At 66.5% G+C, this 16,240-nt stretch carries 15 protein-coding genes; 12 read left to right on the top strand and 3 right to left on the bottom strand.

What is annotated here, in order from left to right; genetic code table 11:
* Positions 1-3 precede the first annotated feature (3 nt).
* The 10 genes from ACK4HH_RS05790 (at position 4) to ACK4HH_RS05745 (ending at position 12,363) form a co-directional block, all read left to right on the top strand.
* On the top strand, positions 4-669 hold the full coding sequence (locus tag ACK4HH_RS05790; RefSeq protein ID WP_409649367.1) for a glycosyltransferase family 2 protein: 666 nt from the start codon (positions 4-6) through the stop codon (positions 667-669).
* Entirely contained in the window at positions 666-1,298 is a 633-nt protein-coding gene (locus ACK4HH_RS05785) for a DUF2064 domain-containing protein (protein ID WP_409649364.1), read from the top strand. Before ACK4HH_RS05790 ends, ACK4HH_RS05785 begins: the two co-directional genes overlap by 4 nt.
* Positions 1,285-2,121, top strand: coding sequence for an MTAP family purine nucleoside phosphorylase (locus ACK4HH_RS05780; protein ID WP_409649362.1), 837 nt, complete (start codon positions 1,285-1,287; stop codon positions 2,119-2,121). Before ACK4HH_RS05785 ends, ACK4HH_RS05780 begins: the two co-directional genes overlap by 14 nt.
* 4 nt (positions 2,122-2,125) lie before the next feature.
* The gene (locus ACK4HH_RS05775) at positions 2,126-3,202 is read left to right on the top strand and encodes an NAD-dependent epimerase/dehydratase family protein (protein ID WP_409649590.1); all 1,077 of its coding nucleotides are present in this window, start codon (positions 2,126-2,128) and stop codon (positions 3,200-3,202) included.
* Positions 3,199-4,584 (top strand): hypothetical protein, encoded by a 1,386-nt coding sequence (locus ACK4HH_RS05770; RefSeq protein ID WP_409649359.1) that lies wholly within the window; start codon positions 3,199-3,201, stop codon positions 4,582-4,584. The genes ACK4HH_RS05775 and ACK4HH_RS05770 overlap by 4 nt, the downstream gene beginning before the upstream one ends.
* A gap of 153 nt (positions 4,585-4,737) precedes the next feature.
* Entirely contained in the window at positions 4,738-6,909 is a 2,172-nt protein-coding gene (katG, locus tag ACK4HH_RS05765) for a catalase/peroxidase HPI (protein WP_409649356.1), read from the top strand.
* A gap of 152 nt (positions 6,910-7,061) precedes the next feature.
* On the top strand, positions 7,062-7,484 hold the full coding sequence (locus tag ACK4HH_RS05760; protein WP_409649353.1) for a (deoxy)nucleoside triphosphate pyrophosphohydrolase: 423 nt from the start codon (positions 7,062-7,064) through the stop codon (positions 7,482-7,484).
* Entirely contained in the window at positions 7,477-10,407 is a 2,931-nt protein-coding gene (locus ACK4HH_RS05755) for a DUF3427 domain-containing protein (protein ID WP_409649350.1), read from the top strand. Before ACK4HH_RS05760 ends, ACK4HH_RS05755 begins: the two co-directional genes overlap by 8 nt.
* A gap of 41 nt (positions 10,408-10,448) precedes the next feature.
* The gene (locus tag ACK4HH_RS05750) at positions 10,449-10,907 is read left to right on the top strand and encodes an iron chaperone (protein WP_409649347.1); all 459 of its coding nucleotides are present in this window, start codon (positions 10,449-10,451) and stop codon (positions 10,905-10,907) included.
* 202 nt (positions 10,908-11,109) lie between these two features.
* Entirely contained in the window at positions 11,110-12,363 is a 1,254-nt protein-coding gene (locus ACK4HH_RS05745; protein ID WP_409649343.1) for an ATP-binding protein, read from the top strand.
* Between the two features lie 37 nt (positions 12,364-12,400).
* Here the strand turns inward: ACK4HH_RS05745 and ACK4HH_RS05740 are convergent, their stop codons facing one another.
* Complete coding sequence (locus ACK4HH_RS05740) at positions 12,401-12,760, bottom strand: cupin domain-containing protein (protein WP_409649340.1); 360 nt, start codon at positions 12,758-12,760, stop codon at positions 12,401-12,403.
* A gap of 104 nt (positions 12,761-12,864) precedes the next feature.
* Here ACK4HH_RS05740 and ACK4HH_RS05735 point away from each other — a divergent pair, with 104 nt between their 5' ends.
* Positions 12,865-13,767, top strand: a complete 903-nt coding sequence (locus ACK4HH_RS05735; RefSeq protein WP_409649337.1) for a hypothetical protein — start codon at positions 12,865-12,867, stop codon at positions 13,765-13,767.
* 49 nt (positions 13,768-13,816) lie between these two features.
* Positions 13,817-14,647: a DUF554 domain-containing protein gene (locus tag ACK4HH_RS05730; RefSeq protein ID WP_409649334.1), complete on the top strand. Its 831-nt coding sequence runs from the start codon at positions 13,817-13,819 to the stop codon at positions 14,645-14,647.
* Between the two features lie 9 nt (positions 14,648-14,656).
* Here the strand turns inward: ACK4HH_RS05730 and ACK4HH_RS05725 are convergent, their stop codons facing one another.
* The gene (locus tag ACK4HH_RS05725) at positions 14,657-15,091 is read right to left on the bottom strand and encodes a rhodanese-like domain-containing protein (protein WP_409649331.1); all 435 of its coding nucleotides are present in this window, start codon (positions 15,089-15,091) and stop codon (positions 14,657-14,659) included.
* Complete coding sequence (locus ACK4HH_RS05720; protein ID WP_409649329.1) at positions 15,088-16,176, bottom strand: hypothetical protein; 1,089 nt, start codon at positions 16,174-16,176, stop codon at positions 15,088-15,090. Before ACK4HH_RS05720 ends, ACK4HH_RS05725 begins: the two co-directional genes overlap by 4 nt.
* Positions 16,177-16,240: the final 64 nt, after the last annotated feature.

Below are 16,240 nucleotides of genomic sequence, written 5' to 3'. Positions count from 1 at the left end.
CTCGTGACTGCCGAAGTGGATGTCGTGTTCCCCTGCCTGAACGAGGCCGGCGCGTTGCCCGCGGTGCTTGATGGCCTGCCGCGCGGGTATCGCGGCATCGTCGTCGACAACGGCTCGACCGACGGATCGGCGGCGGTGGCCGCCGCACACGGCGCGATCGTCATTACCGAAACTCGGCGAGGGTTCGGAGCGGCCGCGCACGCGGGCCTGCTCGCGGCGACCGCGCCGATCGTCGCGTTCTGCGATGCCGATGGATCGTTCGACTCTGCCGACCTCGCTCGGGTCGTAGCCCCCATCGTCGACGGCCGAGCGAATCTCGTGCTCGGGCGACGGCGCCCGCAGTTGGCTCGGGCCTGGCCGGTACACGCCCGAATGGCGAATGCCTATCTCGCGCGTCGCCTCCGCCGAGCGACGGGCGCCGACCTTCACGACCTCGGCCCCATGCGTGCTGCTCGTCGCGCTGACCTTGTCGCCCTTGGCTTGAACGATCGGCGGAGCGGCTACCCCCTCGAGATGGTGCTCGCGGCGGCGGCACAGCACTGGCGCATCCTCGAGGTCGATGTCGACTACCGACCGCGAGTAGGCCGCTCGAAGGTCACGGGAACCGTACGGGGAACGGCGACGGCGATCTCTGACATGGCCCGCGTCTTGCGGGAGCGAGCGCGATGACGACGATCATCGTGATGGCGAAGGAGTGCCGACCCGGCTCGGTCAAGACCCGACTCTGCCCGCCCTACACGCCTGTGCAGGCCGCGTTGATCGCCGAGGCAAGTTTAAGGGACACCCTCGACACCCTCGCGAGTACGCTGGCGACACGACGTGTTCTGTGCCTCGACGGGGTTGTGGACTTCGACACCAGTGGCTGGGAGACCGTCGCTCAGCGCCTTGGCACGCTCGATGAGCGCATCGCTGAAGCGATCGACAGCTGCACGGGGCCGACGATCGTCGTGGGTATGGATACACCGCAGATCTCCGCCGCGCACATCCGTGAGCCGCTGCAGCATTGGCCGACTGGGGTCGACGCGTTCTTCGGCCCCGCGACCGACGGCGGGTATTGGCTGCTGGGGCTTCGGCAGCCCGATGGCGACCTCGTGCGCGGCGTTCCCATGTCGCAGCCCGATACCGGCGCCCTCCAGCGTTCCCGGCTGCTCGAGGCTGGCCTCGTGACGCGCGACCTCGTCACCCTCACCGACATCGATACCGCTGAGAGCCTTCACGCCGTGCGATCTCAGCTCACCGAGGGTCGCCTGTCTCACGTGCTTGACGAACTGGGAGCCAGCATCCATGCGAATTCTTGATCGCGTCCCCGTCGGAATCTTCGGCGGCTCCGGCGTCTACGACCTGCTCGACGACGCACGCACCATCACGATCGATACGCCCTACGGCCCGACCTCGAGCTCGATCGCGATCGGACGGCTGGGCGACAGCGAGGTGGCCTTCATATCTCGGCACGGCGAGGGACATCATCTATCGCCGAATCGCGTGCCCTACCGAGCAAACATCTGGGCCCTCGCGTCGCTGGGGGTGCGGGCGATCATCGCTTCCTCGGCCGTCGGTGGGCTCTCTGCCGAAACGCCGACGGGATCGTTCGTCGTGCCGGATCAGCTGCTGGATCGCACACGCGATCGTGACGACACCTACTTCGACGGCGCGGATGCTCAGTTCGGCGTTCAGCACCTCGGGTTCGCCGACCCTTACTGTTCCGCTCTTCGAGCGGCAATGATTGCCGCGCTGACGGATGCTGGCGAACAGTTCCGCCCGACCGGAACGACGGTCGTGATCGCCGGGCCTCGCTTTTCTACGCGCGCCGAGTCCGCTGCGTGGCGCGCAGCCGGCGCCCACATCGTCAACATGACCCAGTACCCCGAGGCGGCGCTGGCCGCGGAACTCAACATCGGGTACGCGAGCCTCTCCTTCGTCACCGACGCAGATACGGGTCGCGCGCCGGGGGACGAGCCGGTGAGCGCCGAGACAGTGCTCCGCCTACTCGCGAAGGCGAAGCCGCGCATTGCGGCGGCGATTGACGGAACGATCGCCCGCATTCCCGCTGACTACGTGCCCGACCAGCACATCGATCCGGCTGTGGTCAGTCTCGTGCTCGCACGTGAGGCGAAGGCCTGAGCGGATGACTGGCACGATGCTCGTCACGGGCGGCGCAGGCTTCATCGGCTCGCGCGTCGTACGCGCGGCGCGCGAGCGGGGATGGCGCGTGCGCGTGATCGACAGCCTGCGCGCTGACGTTCATTCGAGCGAGCCACCGACCGTAAGTGTTGACGGCGTGGAGTTTATCCACGCCGATCTCGCCGACGGCACGGCGCTCTCGCGGGCGATTCGCGGCGTCGACGCCGTCTGCCATCAGGCCGCCAAAGTTGGGTTGGGGGTGAACTTCGCCGATGCCCCCGACTATGTGCGCAGCAATGACCTCGCAACGGCATCACTGCTGGCCGCGATGGCAATTGCCGGTGTGCGGCGCTTGGTGCTCGCCTCCTCCATGGTCGTCTACGGGGAGGGCCGATATCGCGATGCCGTGGGCCCGATCATCCCGCCACCGCGCACGCAGCGCGATCTCGACGCTGGCCGATTTGAGCCCGTATCGCCGCGAACCGGTGAGCCGCTCGAACCCCTGCAGATCAACGAGGATGAACCGCTCGATCCGCGCAACGTCTACGCGGCGAGCAAGCTCATGCAAGAGCATCTGAGCGCAGTGTGGGCACGCGAGACCGGAGGCATGGTCGCCGCCTTGCGGTACCACAACGTCTACGGACCAGGGATGCCGCGGGCGACGCCCTACGCGGGCGTCGCGGCCATCTTCCGGTCGTCCCTCGAGGCTGGGGCGGCGCCACAGGTCTTTGAAGACGGGGGGCAGCGGCGCGACTTCGTGCATGTCGACGATGTCGCGGCCGCCAACCTCGCCGCTGCGGAGTGGACGCGAACAGAGACGAACGGCTCATTCCGCCCGTTCAACGTCGCGACCGGCGAGGTGCACACCGTCGGTGAGATGGCGGAGGCGCTGTCCGACGCGTACGGCGGGCCACATCCGCAGGTGACGGGCCAGTACCGTCTCGGCGACGTGCGGCACATCACCGCCTCGGCACGCCGCATCCACGACGAGCTCGGCTGGCGAGCGACCGTGCGTTTTGACGACGGCATGCGGGAATTCGCCGCCGCCCCGCTGCGCGACACCGTGACTCCTCCGCGATGATGGCCGGCGAGACCGAGGTAGATGTGGGCCCCACGCGCGCGGTCTCGCGCTCGGCAGCGTTCGGGCTGGCCGTCAGCGTTGTGCTCATCGCCGCCGCCATCGCGATTCCGGCGCTCTTCGACTGGAAAGTATTCGTGAACTCGTTCCCGCCGCTGCACGCCGAGTGGATGCCGCGGGTGGGACCGGGAACCCCCGCGGCGATCGCGCTCGCGGGCCTCGCCGTCGCCTTCGCCGCCAGGATCAGAACGATGTCGTGGCCGCGGCTCATGATCGTGACGTACGCCATGGGGCTCGCGTGGATGCTGAGCCTCGCGACCGTCGACGGACTCGACGGCATCGGGGTGATCCTCGACACACAGTACGAGTACTTGAACACCGCGCGCGCGGTGACCGACGTCGGCGAGACGCTGCGCATCTACGTCGATCGAATCCCTCTCGACAGCGAGAACAACTGGCCAGTGCACATCGCGGGCCACCCACCCGGCGCGCTCCTCTTCTTCGTTGTACTCGTGTGGCTCGGTCTCGGCAGCGGGCTCGCCGCCGGCCTCGTGGTGACGGCGATCGCAGCGTCCACAGCGGTTGCCGTGTTGCACACCGTCCGCCGACTCGGCGCCGAGACGCTCGCGCGCCGCGCCGCGCCTTTCCTCGTGATCGGGCCCGCTGCGATCTGGATGTCTGTCTCCGGCGACGCCGTTTTCGCAGCGTTCGCGGCGTGGGGCATGCTGTCGCTCGCGATCGCCGCGACGTCGCAGCGACGCGGGCGGCAGGTGGCATGGAGCATGCTCGCCGGAGTGCTGCTTGGCTATTGCGTCATGCTGTCGTACGGGCTGCCGCTTCTCGGCGTGCTCGCCGTGACGATCCTCGTGCTGACCAAGTCGTGGCGGCCTCTTCCCTGGGCGGTAGCGGCCGCACTTGCGGTCGTGGGCCTGTTCGCTCTCGGAGGCTTCGCCTGGTGGGAGGCCTTCCCTGTGCTGCAAGAACGGTACTGGGACGGCATTGCGAGTCGCCGACCCCCCGAATATTGGATGTGGGGAAACCTTGCTGCGCTGTCGATCAGCGCGGGGCCCTGGGTCGGGGCTGCCGCCGGTGCAGCGATCGCCAGCATCCCGTGGACGTCGTGGCGCGCGCCGATGACCGGCATCGACGACCACGAGCGTGCGCGTCGAACGGTCGCGTACCTGGCAATCGCGGGTGTCGGCATGTGCCTACTCGCAGACGTGTCGCAGATGAGTCGCGCCGAAGTCGAACGAATCTGGTTGCCATTCGTGCCGTGGATGCTCGTCGGCACAGCACTGCTGTCGGAGCGATGGCGGCGCGTCGGCCTGCCCGCCCAGGCGGTTTTCGCCCTCACGGTTCAACACCTGCTGACGACTGGGTGGTAGATCGACGCTCGCAATCGGGTTGATCTGGGCCGAGCTCGGAGCCACCCCACATCTGCGAACGCGCATCGCGGTGCGCTCTTGTTGGTGACCGCTGTTCGCACCTCGGCGCGGCCCGTCGCCGGTTAACCTTGACGTCAAGAGAAAGAGGAACACATGACCGATGTCGCCGCCGCCGGAACCTGCCCCGTTGTGCACGGAGCCCACACCTCGAAAGACGGTGGCGTCAAGGAGTGGTGGCCCAAGGGCCTCAACCTCGACATCCTCGCCCAGCACGACACGAAGACGAACCCGCTCGGCGCCGACTTCGACTACCGCGAAGAGCTCAAGAAGCTCGACGTCGACGCGCTCGTGAAAGACGTCAAAGAGCTGCTCGTCACGAGCCAGCCCTGGTGGCCGGCCGACTGGGGCCACTACGGCGGCCTCATGATCCGCATGGCCTGGCACTCGGCGGGCACCTACCGCATCGCCGACGGCCGCGGCGGCGGCGGCTCGGGCACGCAGCGCTTCGCGCCGCTCAACTCGTGGCCCGACAACGCCAACCTCGACAAGGCCCGCCGCCTGCTCTGGCCGATCAAGAAGAAGTACGGCAACCGCATCAGCTGGGCCGACCTCATGATTCTCGCCGGCACCCTCTCGTACGAGTCGATGGGGCACAAGGTCTTCGGCTTCGCCTTTGGTCGTGAAGACCTGTGGCACCCCGAGAAAGACACCTACTGGGGCAGCGAGCAGGAGTGGCTGGCGCCGAGCGACGAGCGCTACGGCAGCGTCGACGACCCGTCGACCATGGAGAACCCGCTCGCCGCCGTGCAGATGGGCCTCATCTACGTGAACCCCACCGGCGTCAACGGCGTGCCCGACCCGCTCAAGACGGCCGCGCACGTGCGCGAGACCTTCGCCCGCATGGCGATGAACGACGAAGAGACGGTCGCGCTGACCGCGGGCGGCCACACCGTCGGGCGCACGCACGGCAACGGCCGGGCCGAGATCCTCAGCCCCGAGCCCGAGGGCGCCGACATCACCGAGCAGGGCCTCGGCTGGAACAACCACGTGAGCCGCGGCATCGGCAAAGACACGGTGACGAGCGGTATCGAGGGCGCCTGGACGACGCACCCCACGCAGTGGGACAGCGGCTACTTCACGATGCTCTTCAGTCACGAGTGGGAGCTCAAGAAGAGCCCCGCCGACGCCTGGCAGTGGGAGCCCGTGGCCATCGCTGAGGAGGACAAGCCCTTCGACGTGGAGGGCATCGCCCGCCAGAACCCGATCATGACCGACGCCGACATGGCCATGATCAAAGACCCGATCTACCGCGAGATCTCCGAGCGCTTCTACAACGACCCCGAGTACTTCAGCGAGGTCTTCGCGCGCGCCTGGTTCAAGCTCACCCACCGTGACATGGGCCCCCGCAACCGCTACGTCGGGCCGCTCGCGCCGACCGAGGACCTCATCTGGCAAGACCCGGTGCCGGCCGGAAAGGCCGACTACGACGTGGCGGCGGTCGCGGCGAGCATCCTGAGCAGCGGCCTGTCGATGACCGACCTGGTGACGACGGCGTGGGATTCGGCGCGCACCTACCGCGACTCCGACAAGCGGGGCGGCGCGAACGGCGCGCGCATTCGCCTGGCGCCGCAGCGCGACTGGCACGCCAACGAGCCCGAGCGCCTGCACCGCGTGCTCGGCGTCTACGAGGCGCTGTCGGCCGAGACCGGCGTGAGCGTGGCCGACCTGATCGTGCTGGGCGGCAATCTGGCGGTTCAGGATGCTGCGCGCAAGGCGGGCGTCGAGGTGAGCATCCCGTTCCACCCGGGGCGCGGTGACGCGAGCCAGGAGTGGACCGACGTCGACTCGTTCGCGCCGCTCGAGCCGATTCACGACGCGTTCCGCAACTACCTGAAAAAGGACTACACGGTGCCGGCCGAGGAGCTCATGCTCGACCGCGCGAGCCTCATGAACCTGACGGCGGTCGAATTGACCTGCCTCATCGGTGGCATGCGCGTGCTCGGCACGAACTTCGGTGGCACGAGCCACGGCGTCTTCACCGACACCGTCGGTGCGCTGACGAACGACTTCTTCGTGACGCTGACCGACCTGGGCTACGTGTGGGAGCCGGCCGGCTTCAACGCGTACAACCTGCGCGAGCGCACGACCGGCCAGGTGCGCTACACGGCCACTCGCGCCGACCTCGTGTTCGGATCGAACTCGATCCTGCGCTCGTACGCCGAGGTCTACGCGCAAGACGACAGTCGCGAGAAGTTCGCGCACGACTTCGTCGCCGCCTGGACCAAGGTCATGAACGCCGACCGCTTCGACCTGGTGGCCAGCTAGCCGCCAGCTCGTCCGGCTGCAGGATGCTCGGGCCGGGGTCTCTTCGGAGGCCCCGGCCCTTCCTATCTCTTGAGACGCCTGGCAACTGGAGGTTGTGCGGAAAGCGAGAGTCCTCCCGACAGTGAGCGGTTGTCGCTCCTATCGTCAAGACTGTGGCGATAGACGATGAGAGAGGAACGATGAAGAAACACATCACGGTGGTTGGAGCGGTCATCGTCCGTGACGGCTTGATCTACTGCGCTCGTCGAGGCCTCGGTGGTGCGCTGCCCGGCATGTGGGAGTTTCCCGGGGGCAAGGTCGAGAAGGACGAGTCGTTCGCCGAGGCCCTCATCCGGGAGATCGACGAGGAGTTGGGCTGCGAGATCTCGGTTCTCGAACCTCTCGAAACGACAACCCACGAATACGTCTTTGCCGTGATCACCCTCGCGACATTCCTGTGTGAACTCGTCGCCGGCGAGCCGCAATCGAACGAGCATGTGGAAGAACGGTGGCTGCCTGTCGAGGCACTCGACACTCTCGAATGGGCTCCTGCGGACATCCCAGCCGTAGAGAAGCTGCGAGCAGCTGGTGTCTGAACACCGCGAAGACTTCTGGAAGTCGCCGCTGGGTCGGGAGACCGAGTTCGGCTACTTGCTCGAGTCCGCCCTCGTGCCGCACAACCTCAACCCGGAGGTCGTGCTCAACAACGAGAACTCATCCGTGCTTCGAGTACTGCGCCGTGAACTGAAGCACGCCGAGCGCTTTCTGTTCTCCGTTGCCTTCGTGACGCCGCGGGCACTCGCCCTGTTGAAGCAGGAGCTCGTCGACTTCAACGGCACAGGGACGATCGTCACCTCGGACTACCTAGGCTTCAACAGCCCAAGCGTGTTCAAGGAACTCAAGGCCCTCGAGAAGATCGGTATCTCGTCCCGAATCCACTCCAGCAAGGCGTTCCACGCAAAGGGCTACATTTTCCACCGACCCGATCGCTCCGTCGCTCTCTTCGGCAGCGCCAACCTCACAGAGTCGGCCCTTGTCGCAAACCTCGAGTGGAACATCAAGGTCTCCGGATCCCCCGAGAGCAACCTGTCGCGGCAGCTCGACGAGCTCGAGCTCGAGCAGCTCGAGAACTCTCTCGACCTCACCTCCGAGTGGATCGCGGAGTATGAGGCGCGTCCACGGCCGACCACTGTTTGGGCAACCGGCAAGGTGGCCGAAGCCTCAGCCTCGATCGAATCGCCGAAGGCGCCAGAGTCCATCGTGCCACGGTTTGAACCCAACGCGATGCAGCGAGAAGCGTTGGCTGCTATCGAGCAGATGAGAGCGGACGGAGAGCGCCGAGTCCTCGTCGTGTCGGCGACCGGCACGGGGAAGACAGCTCTTGCCGCCTTCCACGTGGGGATGGTCAAGCCTGAGCGCTTCCTCTTCATCGTTCACCGGGAACAGATACTCGATCGCGCCATCGAGGAGTTCACAAACCTTCTCGGGCTCTCACCGCATGAGATCGGGAAGCTGGCCGGCGGCAGCAAGCAAACGGATAGGCGCTTCGTTTTTGCAACCATTCAATCTCTGTCCCGGTCGGACGTTCTGAACAATGTGCGACCGGACGAGTTTGACTACGTCGTGGTTGACGAGTCGCACCACGTGGGCGCGCAGACCTATCGACTCGTCATGGACCGCCTGACGCCGGCCTTCACGATCGGGCTCACGGCGACGCCCGAGCGGTCAGACCAATCTGATGTCTTCGAACTCTTCGACTACAACGTGGCCTATGAGATTCGCCTCCAGGCTGCCCTTGAAGCTGACATGCTCGCTCCATTTCACTACTTCGGTGTCGCGGACGTTGAGTTCGAAGACGGCACGACGACGGACGACGCAACGACCGTTGAGCGGCTTGCTTCACGATTACGAGCGCAACACGTCGTGCGAACCCTCGAGCTCTACGGTCATGCAGGGACTTCGCCGAAAGGCCTCATCTTCTGCAGCCGGGTCGACGAAGCGACAGCTCTGTCCGACCAGCTCAACACTTTGACCCTTCACGGCGAACCGCTCCGGACCGTCGCCCTCTCCGGGATGCACTCCGTCGACGAAAGGTTGCGAACAGTCGAGAAGCTCGAGCGCGGAGAGCTCGACTACATCCTCACCGTCGACATCTTCAACGAGGGCGTGGACATCCCTTCGGTAAATCAAGTGGTGATGCTTCGACAGACCAAGTCAGCCATCGTGTTCGTCCAACAACTCGGACGTGGTCTGCGCAAGGCTCCCGCGAAGGACTACACGATCGTCATCGACTTCATTGGGAATTACGCGAACAACTACCTCATCCCGATCGCCCTCTTTGGCGATAACTCGCAGGACAAGGAGTCACTCCGGCGCCGGCTTATCGAAGCTGAGGAGCGCGGAGTGCTTGCGAACATCTCGAGTATTCGCTTCGACAAGATCGCCCAAAAGCGCGTACTCGACTCCGTCGCCGTGACGAAGCTGAGTAGCGCCGCGTTGCTGAAGCCTTCGTTAGAGGCAATGCGATCACGGCTCGGGCGGACGCCGCGCCTCCTGGACTTCGCTGCGTCTGATTCGACCGACCCGGTCGTCCTCGCAACGAGCCTGAAGCACTACCCGGAGCTCCTCCGCCGCGCGTTGAAGGTCGACCACAATCACACTGAAGCGCAGTCGCGGATGCTCGACTTCCTCGGAAACGAGGTGCTCGCCGCGAAACGGCTGACGGAAACAGACGTGCTCTTCGAGCTGCGGGGCGGGATTCCGCGGTCACTCGACGAGCTGGCGCAGCGCACAGCCGCGGTTGGTGACGAGGCAGATAAGGAACTCACGATGAGCGCGCTGAGAACGCTCACGTTTCAGTTCCTCACCGAAGCAGAGCGATCGCGATATGGAACCAGTCCAGTCGTTCTCAGCGACGACGGCCAGTATCGACTTGGCGATGTGTTCCGCGGCAACCTGGAGACCAGTCACGACTTCCACAACGAAGTCCACGATCTGCTCTGGACAGCCCGTTCGATCATTCCCCGCAAGTACGGCGATGCCGAGCCGTTCAGCGTTGGGCGTCAATACTCCCGCAAAGACGCGTCTCGGCTACTCCGCTGGCGGTCGAACATGATGGGCACGATCTTCGGCTACAAGGTCGACGGTGACACTGGAACGTGCCCGATCTTCGTGACGTATCACAAGGCTGAAAATGTGACCGCGAGCACACAGTACGAGGATCAGCTCATCGACACGCGAACCATGACGTGGTTTACGCGCAGCCGCCGAACGCTCGACAGCGCCGAGGTCAAGGCGATCGTGAGCAACTCGGTCGAGATTGATGTCTTCGCAAAGAAGGACGACAACGACGGTACGGACTTCTTCTACCTGGGTCGAGCGCGGGCGACCAACCCGTTCCAGACATCAATGGTCGACAAGAACAACGAGTCAATCCCGGTGGTCCGAGTGACGCTGCGGTTCGATGACCCCGTACCCCAGGGCTTGTTCGACTACTTCCAGCCGACAATCACCGAGTAGGGCAGCGCCCACGGCGTGGGCGTGGGTCTAGCCTGGTGCGCATGGCTGAGGGCAGAGCATCCACTGGCAACGACGGGTTCACCGCGGACGAGCGGGCCGCGATGAAGGAGCGGGCGGCCGAGCTGCGCGCTCAGGCGAAGCGGGCCAAAGGCGCCGCGAAGGCCGAGGCCGAGCTCAACGACCTGCTCGAGGCGATCGCGAAGCTTCCCGACGAGGGCGACCGCGCGCTCGCCACGACGCTGCACGAGGTGATCATGGCGGCGGCTCCGCAGCTGGCTCCGCGCACCTGGTACGGCATGCCCGCCTACGCGCTCGACGGCAAGGTGCTGTGCTTCGTGCAGCCGGCCAGCAAGTTCGACACCCGGTACACGACGCTCGGATTCAACGACACCGCGCAGCTCGACGACGGCGCCATGTGGCCAGCGTCGTTCGCTGTGACGAGCATCGGAGCGACCGAAGCTCAGCGCATCACCGAACTCGTGCGGCGCGCCGTCGGCTGAGAGTCAACCTCGATGGCCCGGCGACGCTCCAAGTCTCTTTTCGTGTATCTCGTGACGCTCCAAGTCTGAGAGGCCTTTCGTTGTAACGTTGCGCCGTTCTTTCGCGTTCGCGCGGAGCCGTCTGGGCGCGGTCGTCGCAAAACGTTCATTTAGAGTCTCGCAATCTGTTCATTTTTGTCATCGCGAAGTGTATAGTTTGTGGATGCCTGACTACCGCGCACGCGTTGCCGACCGAGAACTTGCCGACCTCATGGCGGCGGTCGGCGCAGTGCTCATCGAAGGGCCGAAAGCCTCAGGCAAGACGGCAACGGCCTCCCGCGTCGCAGCGACGGTCTTTGACATGGATCGCGACAGCACCGCCAGGGCGTCGATCGAACTCAACTCGAAGTACCTCTTTGACAGACCGACGCCGATTCTGTTCGACGAGTGGCAAACGGTGCCCGAGCTTTGGAACAGCGTGCGGCGCGCCGTCGATGCTTTTGACCGCGGGCGCGGTCTCTACCTGCTCACAGGCTCGGCCCGACCACGAGACGACGTTAACCGGCATTCTGGGGCGGGCCGCTTTGCGACTCTCCGGATGCGCCCCATGAGCCTCTTCGAATCGGGGCACTCCAACGGCGAGGTGTCACTGGCTGCCCTCCTCGATGGTGAACGCCAGCCGGGCCGAGATAGCGGCCTCACGGTTCCGGACCTCATGGAACGCGTCGTGGTCGGCGGATGGCCCGACCTTCTCGAGGCCGATGAGGCCACCGCACGGAGGTGGCTGACGGGATACCTGGAACAGGTCATCGAAGTTGATGTTCCGTCAATGGTCGGGCGTCGCGACCCGCGAACTCTACGGCGGGTACTCACGTCGCTGTCCCGCTTCGTTGCTCACGCTCCGGCCACGCGAACGATCGCGGCCGATGCCGGTGGTGAACGAGGGCCCGTCAGCCCCGCCACCGTATACAGCCACCTCGACGCGCTCGAGCGGCTGCAATTGCTCGATGACTCCGAGGCGTGGATGCCGCACATGCGGTCACGATCGCGACTACGATCGACCCCCACTCGGTACTTCGTCGACCCATCGATCGCGACAACCGCCCTCGGGGTCAGTAGCGCGGACCTGTTGAACGACCTCCCGGCGGCCGGCTATCACTTCGAGGCCCTCGTCGTGCGTGACCTGCGCGTATACGCCCAGCGACTGGGCGGCCGCGTCGACACGTGGCGTGACGAAGGCGGGAACGAGGTGGATGCGATCATCGCGGTGCCCGGAGGTCGATGGGCAGCGGTGGAAATCAAGATGAGCACCGCCGAGGTCGACACGGCAGCCGCGAACCTGACGAAGTTCACACAGCGCATCGACACATCACGCCACGGAGACCCTCAATGCCTTATTGTGATCACCGCAACCGGAAGCGCAGGCGTTCGGTCTGACGGGGTTCACGTCGTGCCGATCACGGCACTGGGGCCCTAACTGCTCGTGGCTCCGCGCGGCCGCGACCCCGCATCCCCTATTCGAAGATGACGTAGACCTTCTTCAGCGGCTCGGTGACCTCCCAGAAGCCCTGCCAACCGATCGGGAAGATCACGAGATCACCGGGCTGGATGTCCTGGGCCTCTTTGCCATCTTCGGTCACCGTCATGCGGCCCGAGATGACATAGATGACCTCGCCGCTGTCGGCGAACTCCCACCGCGAGCGACCCGGGTCGGTCTCCCAGATGCCGACGTCGAGCGAGCTGGCCCTGCCCGAGAACACCTCGAGGTAGGTGGTCGCGATGTCGGCGCCGAGCGGGTCGGCCAGCGGCAGCTCGAGCGGGGTGTGGGTCTGGTCAGCGCGGGTGATCGAGCCGGTGCGGCACACGATGGCCATGAGGGGTTGCCTTTCGTTCACGAGACGTCGTGACGGGACACTATCGCGACCGGCCGAGGGGCAGGGGCTTGGGCGAGTCCGCCCCGATCCGGCACACTGGGGGCATGAGGTCGAGCACGAGAAGCGCTCGCGTTCTTCTCGCCGTCAGCGTGCTGCTGAGCGTCGCTGCGCCGAGTGCCGCGATCGCTGCGCCCGCCGACCACACCCAGCCCGCCGCGGCGGAAGCCGTCACCGACCTGACCTTCGCCGTCGGCACGGCCTGGATGGATCCGACGCAGGGCGACTCTCTCGGCCGACCGTACTTCGCTGTTCCCTTCACCTTCCCGCCGTATCCCGAAGGTCTCGGCGTGGTGGCCGACAGCAAGTCGACGCGCGAGTTCGGCTTCGCCGCCGAGTGCGAGTTCACCCTGTTCGCTCCGGCCGCGGGCGAGGGCGAACTGACGTGCACGCTCGTCGACGACCTCGAGCCGGCCAATCACGAGCTGATGGTCTATCTCAAGAGCGATCGGTCGGCCAACTACCAAGCGCGCCTGTTCATCGAGCTCTGCCCCCTCACCGGGTGCAGCCCGCTGTTCTCCGTCGCCGCCGTGCAGACCGCGGCGATCGAGGTGTGCCCCGGTGACTCGTTCAGCGGGTCGTTCACCTACGACTTCAATCTGCCCTGGAACGCGAGCGGGGCCGCCCTCGGCACCGGAGCGCCCACGGGCGTCACCCTCGACGGCGGCTCGGTGCGAGACGGGGGCGCCTTCAGCATCGCGGGTTCGCTCACCGCGCCGGGCGAGCAGAGCATCCCGATCATCGTCACCGACGAGTTCGGCGGCGAGCATCCGACAGCGGTGACGGTCACCGTGCGCGACGGCGCCACGGTCGCCTGCGGGATGCTCGCCGCGACCGGCCCGTCACCCCTCGGCCCGCCCGCCGCCGTCGCCGCGCTCGCGCTGCTGCTGGCCGGGGCGCTCGCCCTGCACCTCTTCCGACGCGGCACAGCGACGCCACCGCGCGACTGAGCATGTTCGCGCGTGCAGCAGCACGGTCGCGCCCGATTAGCCTTGACCAGTGATCGTCGGCCTCGGCACTCTGCTCAATGTCACGACGATCGTCGTCGGAGCCGCCATCGGCGTGCTCATCGGCAACCGCCTGCCCGAGCGCACCAACCGCGTCGTCACCGACGCCCTCGGCCTCATCACGATCGTGCTCGGCGGCCTCAACCTGGTCTCGCTCACCGACAGCGACTTCGTCGGGGCGGTCGGCGCCGGCGGCACCTTCCTGGTCGTCATCGGCGCCCTGCTCATCGGCAGCATCGTCGGGTCGCTCGCGGGCATCGAGCGGCGGCTCGAAAGCTTCGGGGGCTGGCTGCAAGACCGGCTCACGCGGCGCGGCAAGGGCGCAGCATCCAGCACCGAGACGGCGCCGGCGCGCTCGTCAGAAACCGCCGACAGCCTCGTGGATGCCCCGCTCACCCTCACCGCCCGCGAGAAGTTCATCAACGGTTTCGTCGACGCGTCGCTCGTGTTCGCGATCGGGCCGCTCGCCATTCTCGGAGCGTTCCAAGACGGCACGGGTCAGGGCATCGACCAGCTGGCCCTCAAGTCGACGCTCGACGGGTTCGCGTCGATCGCCTTCGCCGCGTCGCTCGGCTGGGGCGTCGCGTTCTCGGCGATCCCCGTCGGCATCTGGCAGGGGCTGCTCACCGTGCTGGCGTTCGCTCTCGGCTCGGTCATGTCGGGCGCGGCGATCGCGGCCCTCACGGCGACGGGCGGCGTGCTACTGCTCGGCGTCGGCCTGCGCCTGCTCAACCTGCGCGCGGTCGCCGTGGCCGACATGCTGCCGGCCCTCATCGTCGCGCCGCTGCTGACCGTCGGCATCGCCGCGCTGCTCGGCAACTAGTCGCGCACCTCAGCCCGTGACGTTGGTGAGCGGGTCGATGTCGCGCACGACCGCGCCCCGGGCGTCCTCGACCGGGTAGCCCTCGCGCGCCCAGTACTCGAAGCCGCCGATCATCTCTTTCACCGGCACTCCGAGGCGCGCGAGCTCGAGCGCGCCCTTCGCGCCGCCGTTGCAGCCGGGCGACCAGCAGTAGACGACAACGGGGATGCCCTCGCCGAGCTCGGCGACCCGCTCAGCCAGCTGCTGCCGCGGGATGTGCCGCGCCCCGGCCGCATGCCCCTGATCCCACGCGGCCTGCCCGCGCACGTCGACGAGGTGGAACACCTCACCGGCCTGGCGCGCGGCCCACACGTCGGAGGCATCCGTCTCGACGGCGAGCTTCGCCGCGTAGTACGCGGCCGTGGTGGCCGGGTCGCCGAAGCTGCCGAGGGCCGAGCCGGTCATGCCGCAGCCGCCGTAGGCGCCGGCACAGCATCCGGAGTCGTCTGCTCGGTGAGGGCGCTGATGTAGCGGATGAAGACGGCGATCCACGCGAAGATGATCGCGAAGGCGACGAGCTCGAACGCCGTGAGGTTCCAGTACTGCACGGGGTAGAAGAGCACCGCGCCGACGATGAGCGCCGCCGCGAAGCCGAAGCTCACGAGGAAGAAGCGCCCGGGCAGGCCCTTCAGCAGCCACGGCGAGGCGAAGAGCAGCACGAGGAACGTGACCGCCATGCCCGAGGCCGACAGGTTGTGCAGCAGGATGCTGACCGTCAGCGGAAAGATTCCGACGCACGACAGCATGACGCCCATGATCACGAAGATGATCGAGACGGTGCGCGGGGCGCTCGCCTTCACGAGCACGCCGCGGTCGACGAGCAGCTGCAGGTCGCGCTGCAGGTAGAGCGCGAAGGTCGTGACGAGAAAGCCCGCGATGATGAGCGTCAGGTTGAACAGGCTGCTCGAGCGGTCGCCGAAGGTGCCGAGCTGGCTGAAGTGGTACTCCCACCAGGCCGGATCGCTCGCGGTCGCCATGGCCGTGATCGTGCCGAACGTCATGAAGAGCACGAGCAGGCTCGAGAGCTTCGGCGTCGTGATCGACGAGACGGAGAGGTAGATCCAATACGCGCCGAGGGCCGTGACCGTCGCCATGGCGATCGTCGTGAACGGAGCATCCAGCGTCACGCCCTGAAAGCTGCGCTGCAGCAGCAAGAAGGTGGCGATCGCCGCGAGCACCGCCAGCACGGCGTGCACGAAAGCCACCGAGGTGGCGTCGACGATGAACTTCCACGACGCGAGCTCGAGCCGCCACTGCTGGCCGAGCACGCTGCGGCTGCGCCAGTAGCCGACGTAGGCCACGATCACGCCCGCCACGAGGATCGACCCGGCGCTCGCGACGCCGAGCGAGATACCGCCCCAGATCGGCGGGTTGGTGCCGGCGAACAGCACGCCGCCCACGATGAGGGTCACGGCGCCGACGGCCAGGGCGACCGCGAAGGCCTCCGACTCGACGTCGAGCGGGGTGCGGGCAGGGGTCGCGGTGCTCATGCGGTCAGTCTAGAGACGGCGGTGGATGCTCGACAGGGGTCGCTCGCGGGAACATCTCAGCCGC

The sequence above is a fragment of the Microcella sp. genome (assembly GCF_046296455.1).
GTDB lineage: Bacteria > Actinomycetota > Actinomycetes > Actinomycetales > Microbacteriaceae > Microcella.
This window is presented reverse-complemented; position numbering and strand designations above follow the sequence as displayed.

Coding starts and splice junctions, on each gene's coding strand:
- ACK4HH_RS05785 (WP_409649364.1), top strand. CDS start 666: ATGACGACGATCATCGTGATGGCGAAGGAGTGCCGACCCGGCTCGGTC.
- ACK4HH_RS05780 (WP_409649362.1), top strand. CDS start 1,285: ATGCGAATTCTTGATCGCGTCCCCGTCGGAATCTTCGGCGGCTCCGGC.
- ACK4HH_RS05775 (WP_409649590.1), top strand. CDS start 2,126: ATGACTGGCACGATGCTCGTCACGGGCGGCGCAGGCTTCATCGGCTCG.
- ACK4HH_RS05770 (WP_409649359.1), top strand. CDS start 3,199: ATGATGGCCGGCGAGACCGAGGTAGATGTGGGCCCCACGCGCGCGGTC.
- katG (WP_409649356.1), top strand. CDS start 4,738: ATGACCGATGTCGCCGCCGCCGGAACCTGCCCCGTTGTGCACGGAGCC.
- ACK4HH_RS05750 (WP_409649347.1), top strand. CDS start 10,449: ATGGCTGAGGGCAGAGCATCCACTGGCAACGACGGGTTCACCGCGGAC.
- ACK4HH_RS05745 (WP_409649343.1), top strand. CDS start 11,110: ATGCCTGACTACCGCGCACGCGTTGCCGACCGAGAACTTGCCGACCTC.
- ACK4HH_RS05740 (WP_409649340.1), bottom strand. CDS start 12,760: ATGGCCATCGTGTGCCGCACCGGCTCGATCACCCGCGCTGACCAGACC.
- ACK4HH_RS05735 (WP_409649337.1), top strand. CDS start 12,865: ATGAGGTCGAGCACGAGAAGCGCTCGCGTTCTTCTCGCCGTCAGCGTG.
- ACK4HH_RS05725 (WP_409649331.1), bottom strand. CDS start 15,091: ATGACCGGCTCGGCCCTCGGCAGCTTCGGCGACCCGGCCACCACGGCC.
- ACK4HH_RS05720 (WP_409649329.1), bottom strand. CDS start 16,176: ATGAGCACCGCGACCCCTGCCCGCACCCCGCTCGACGTCGAGTCGGAG.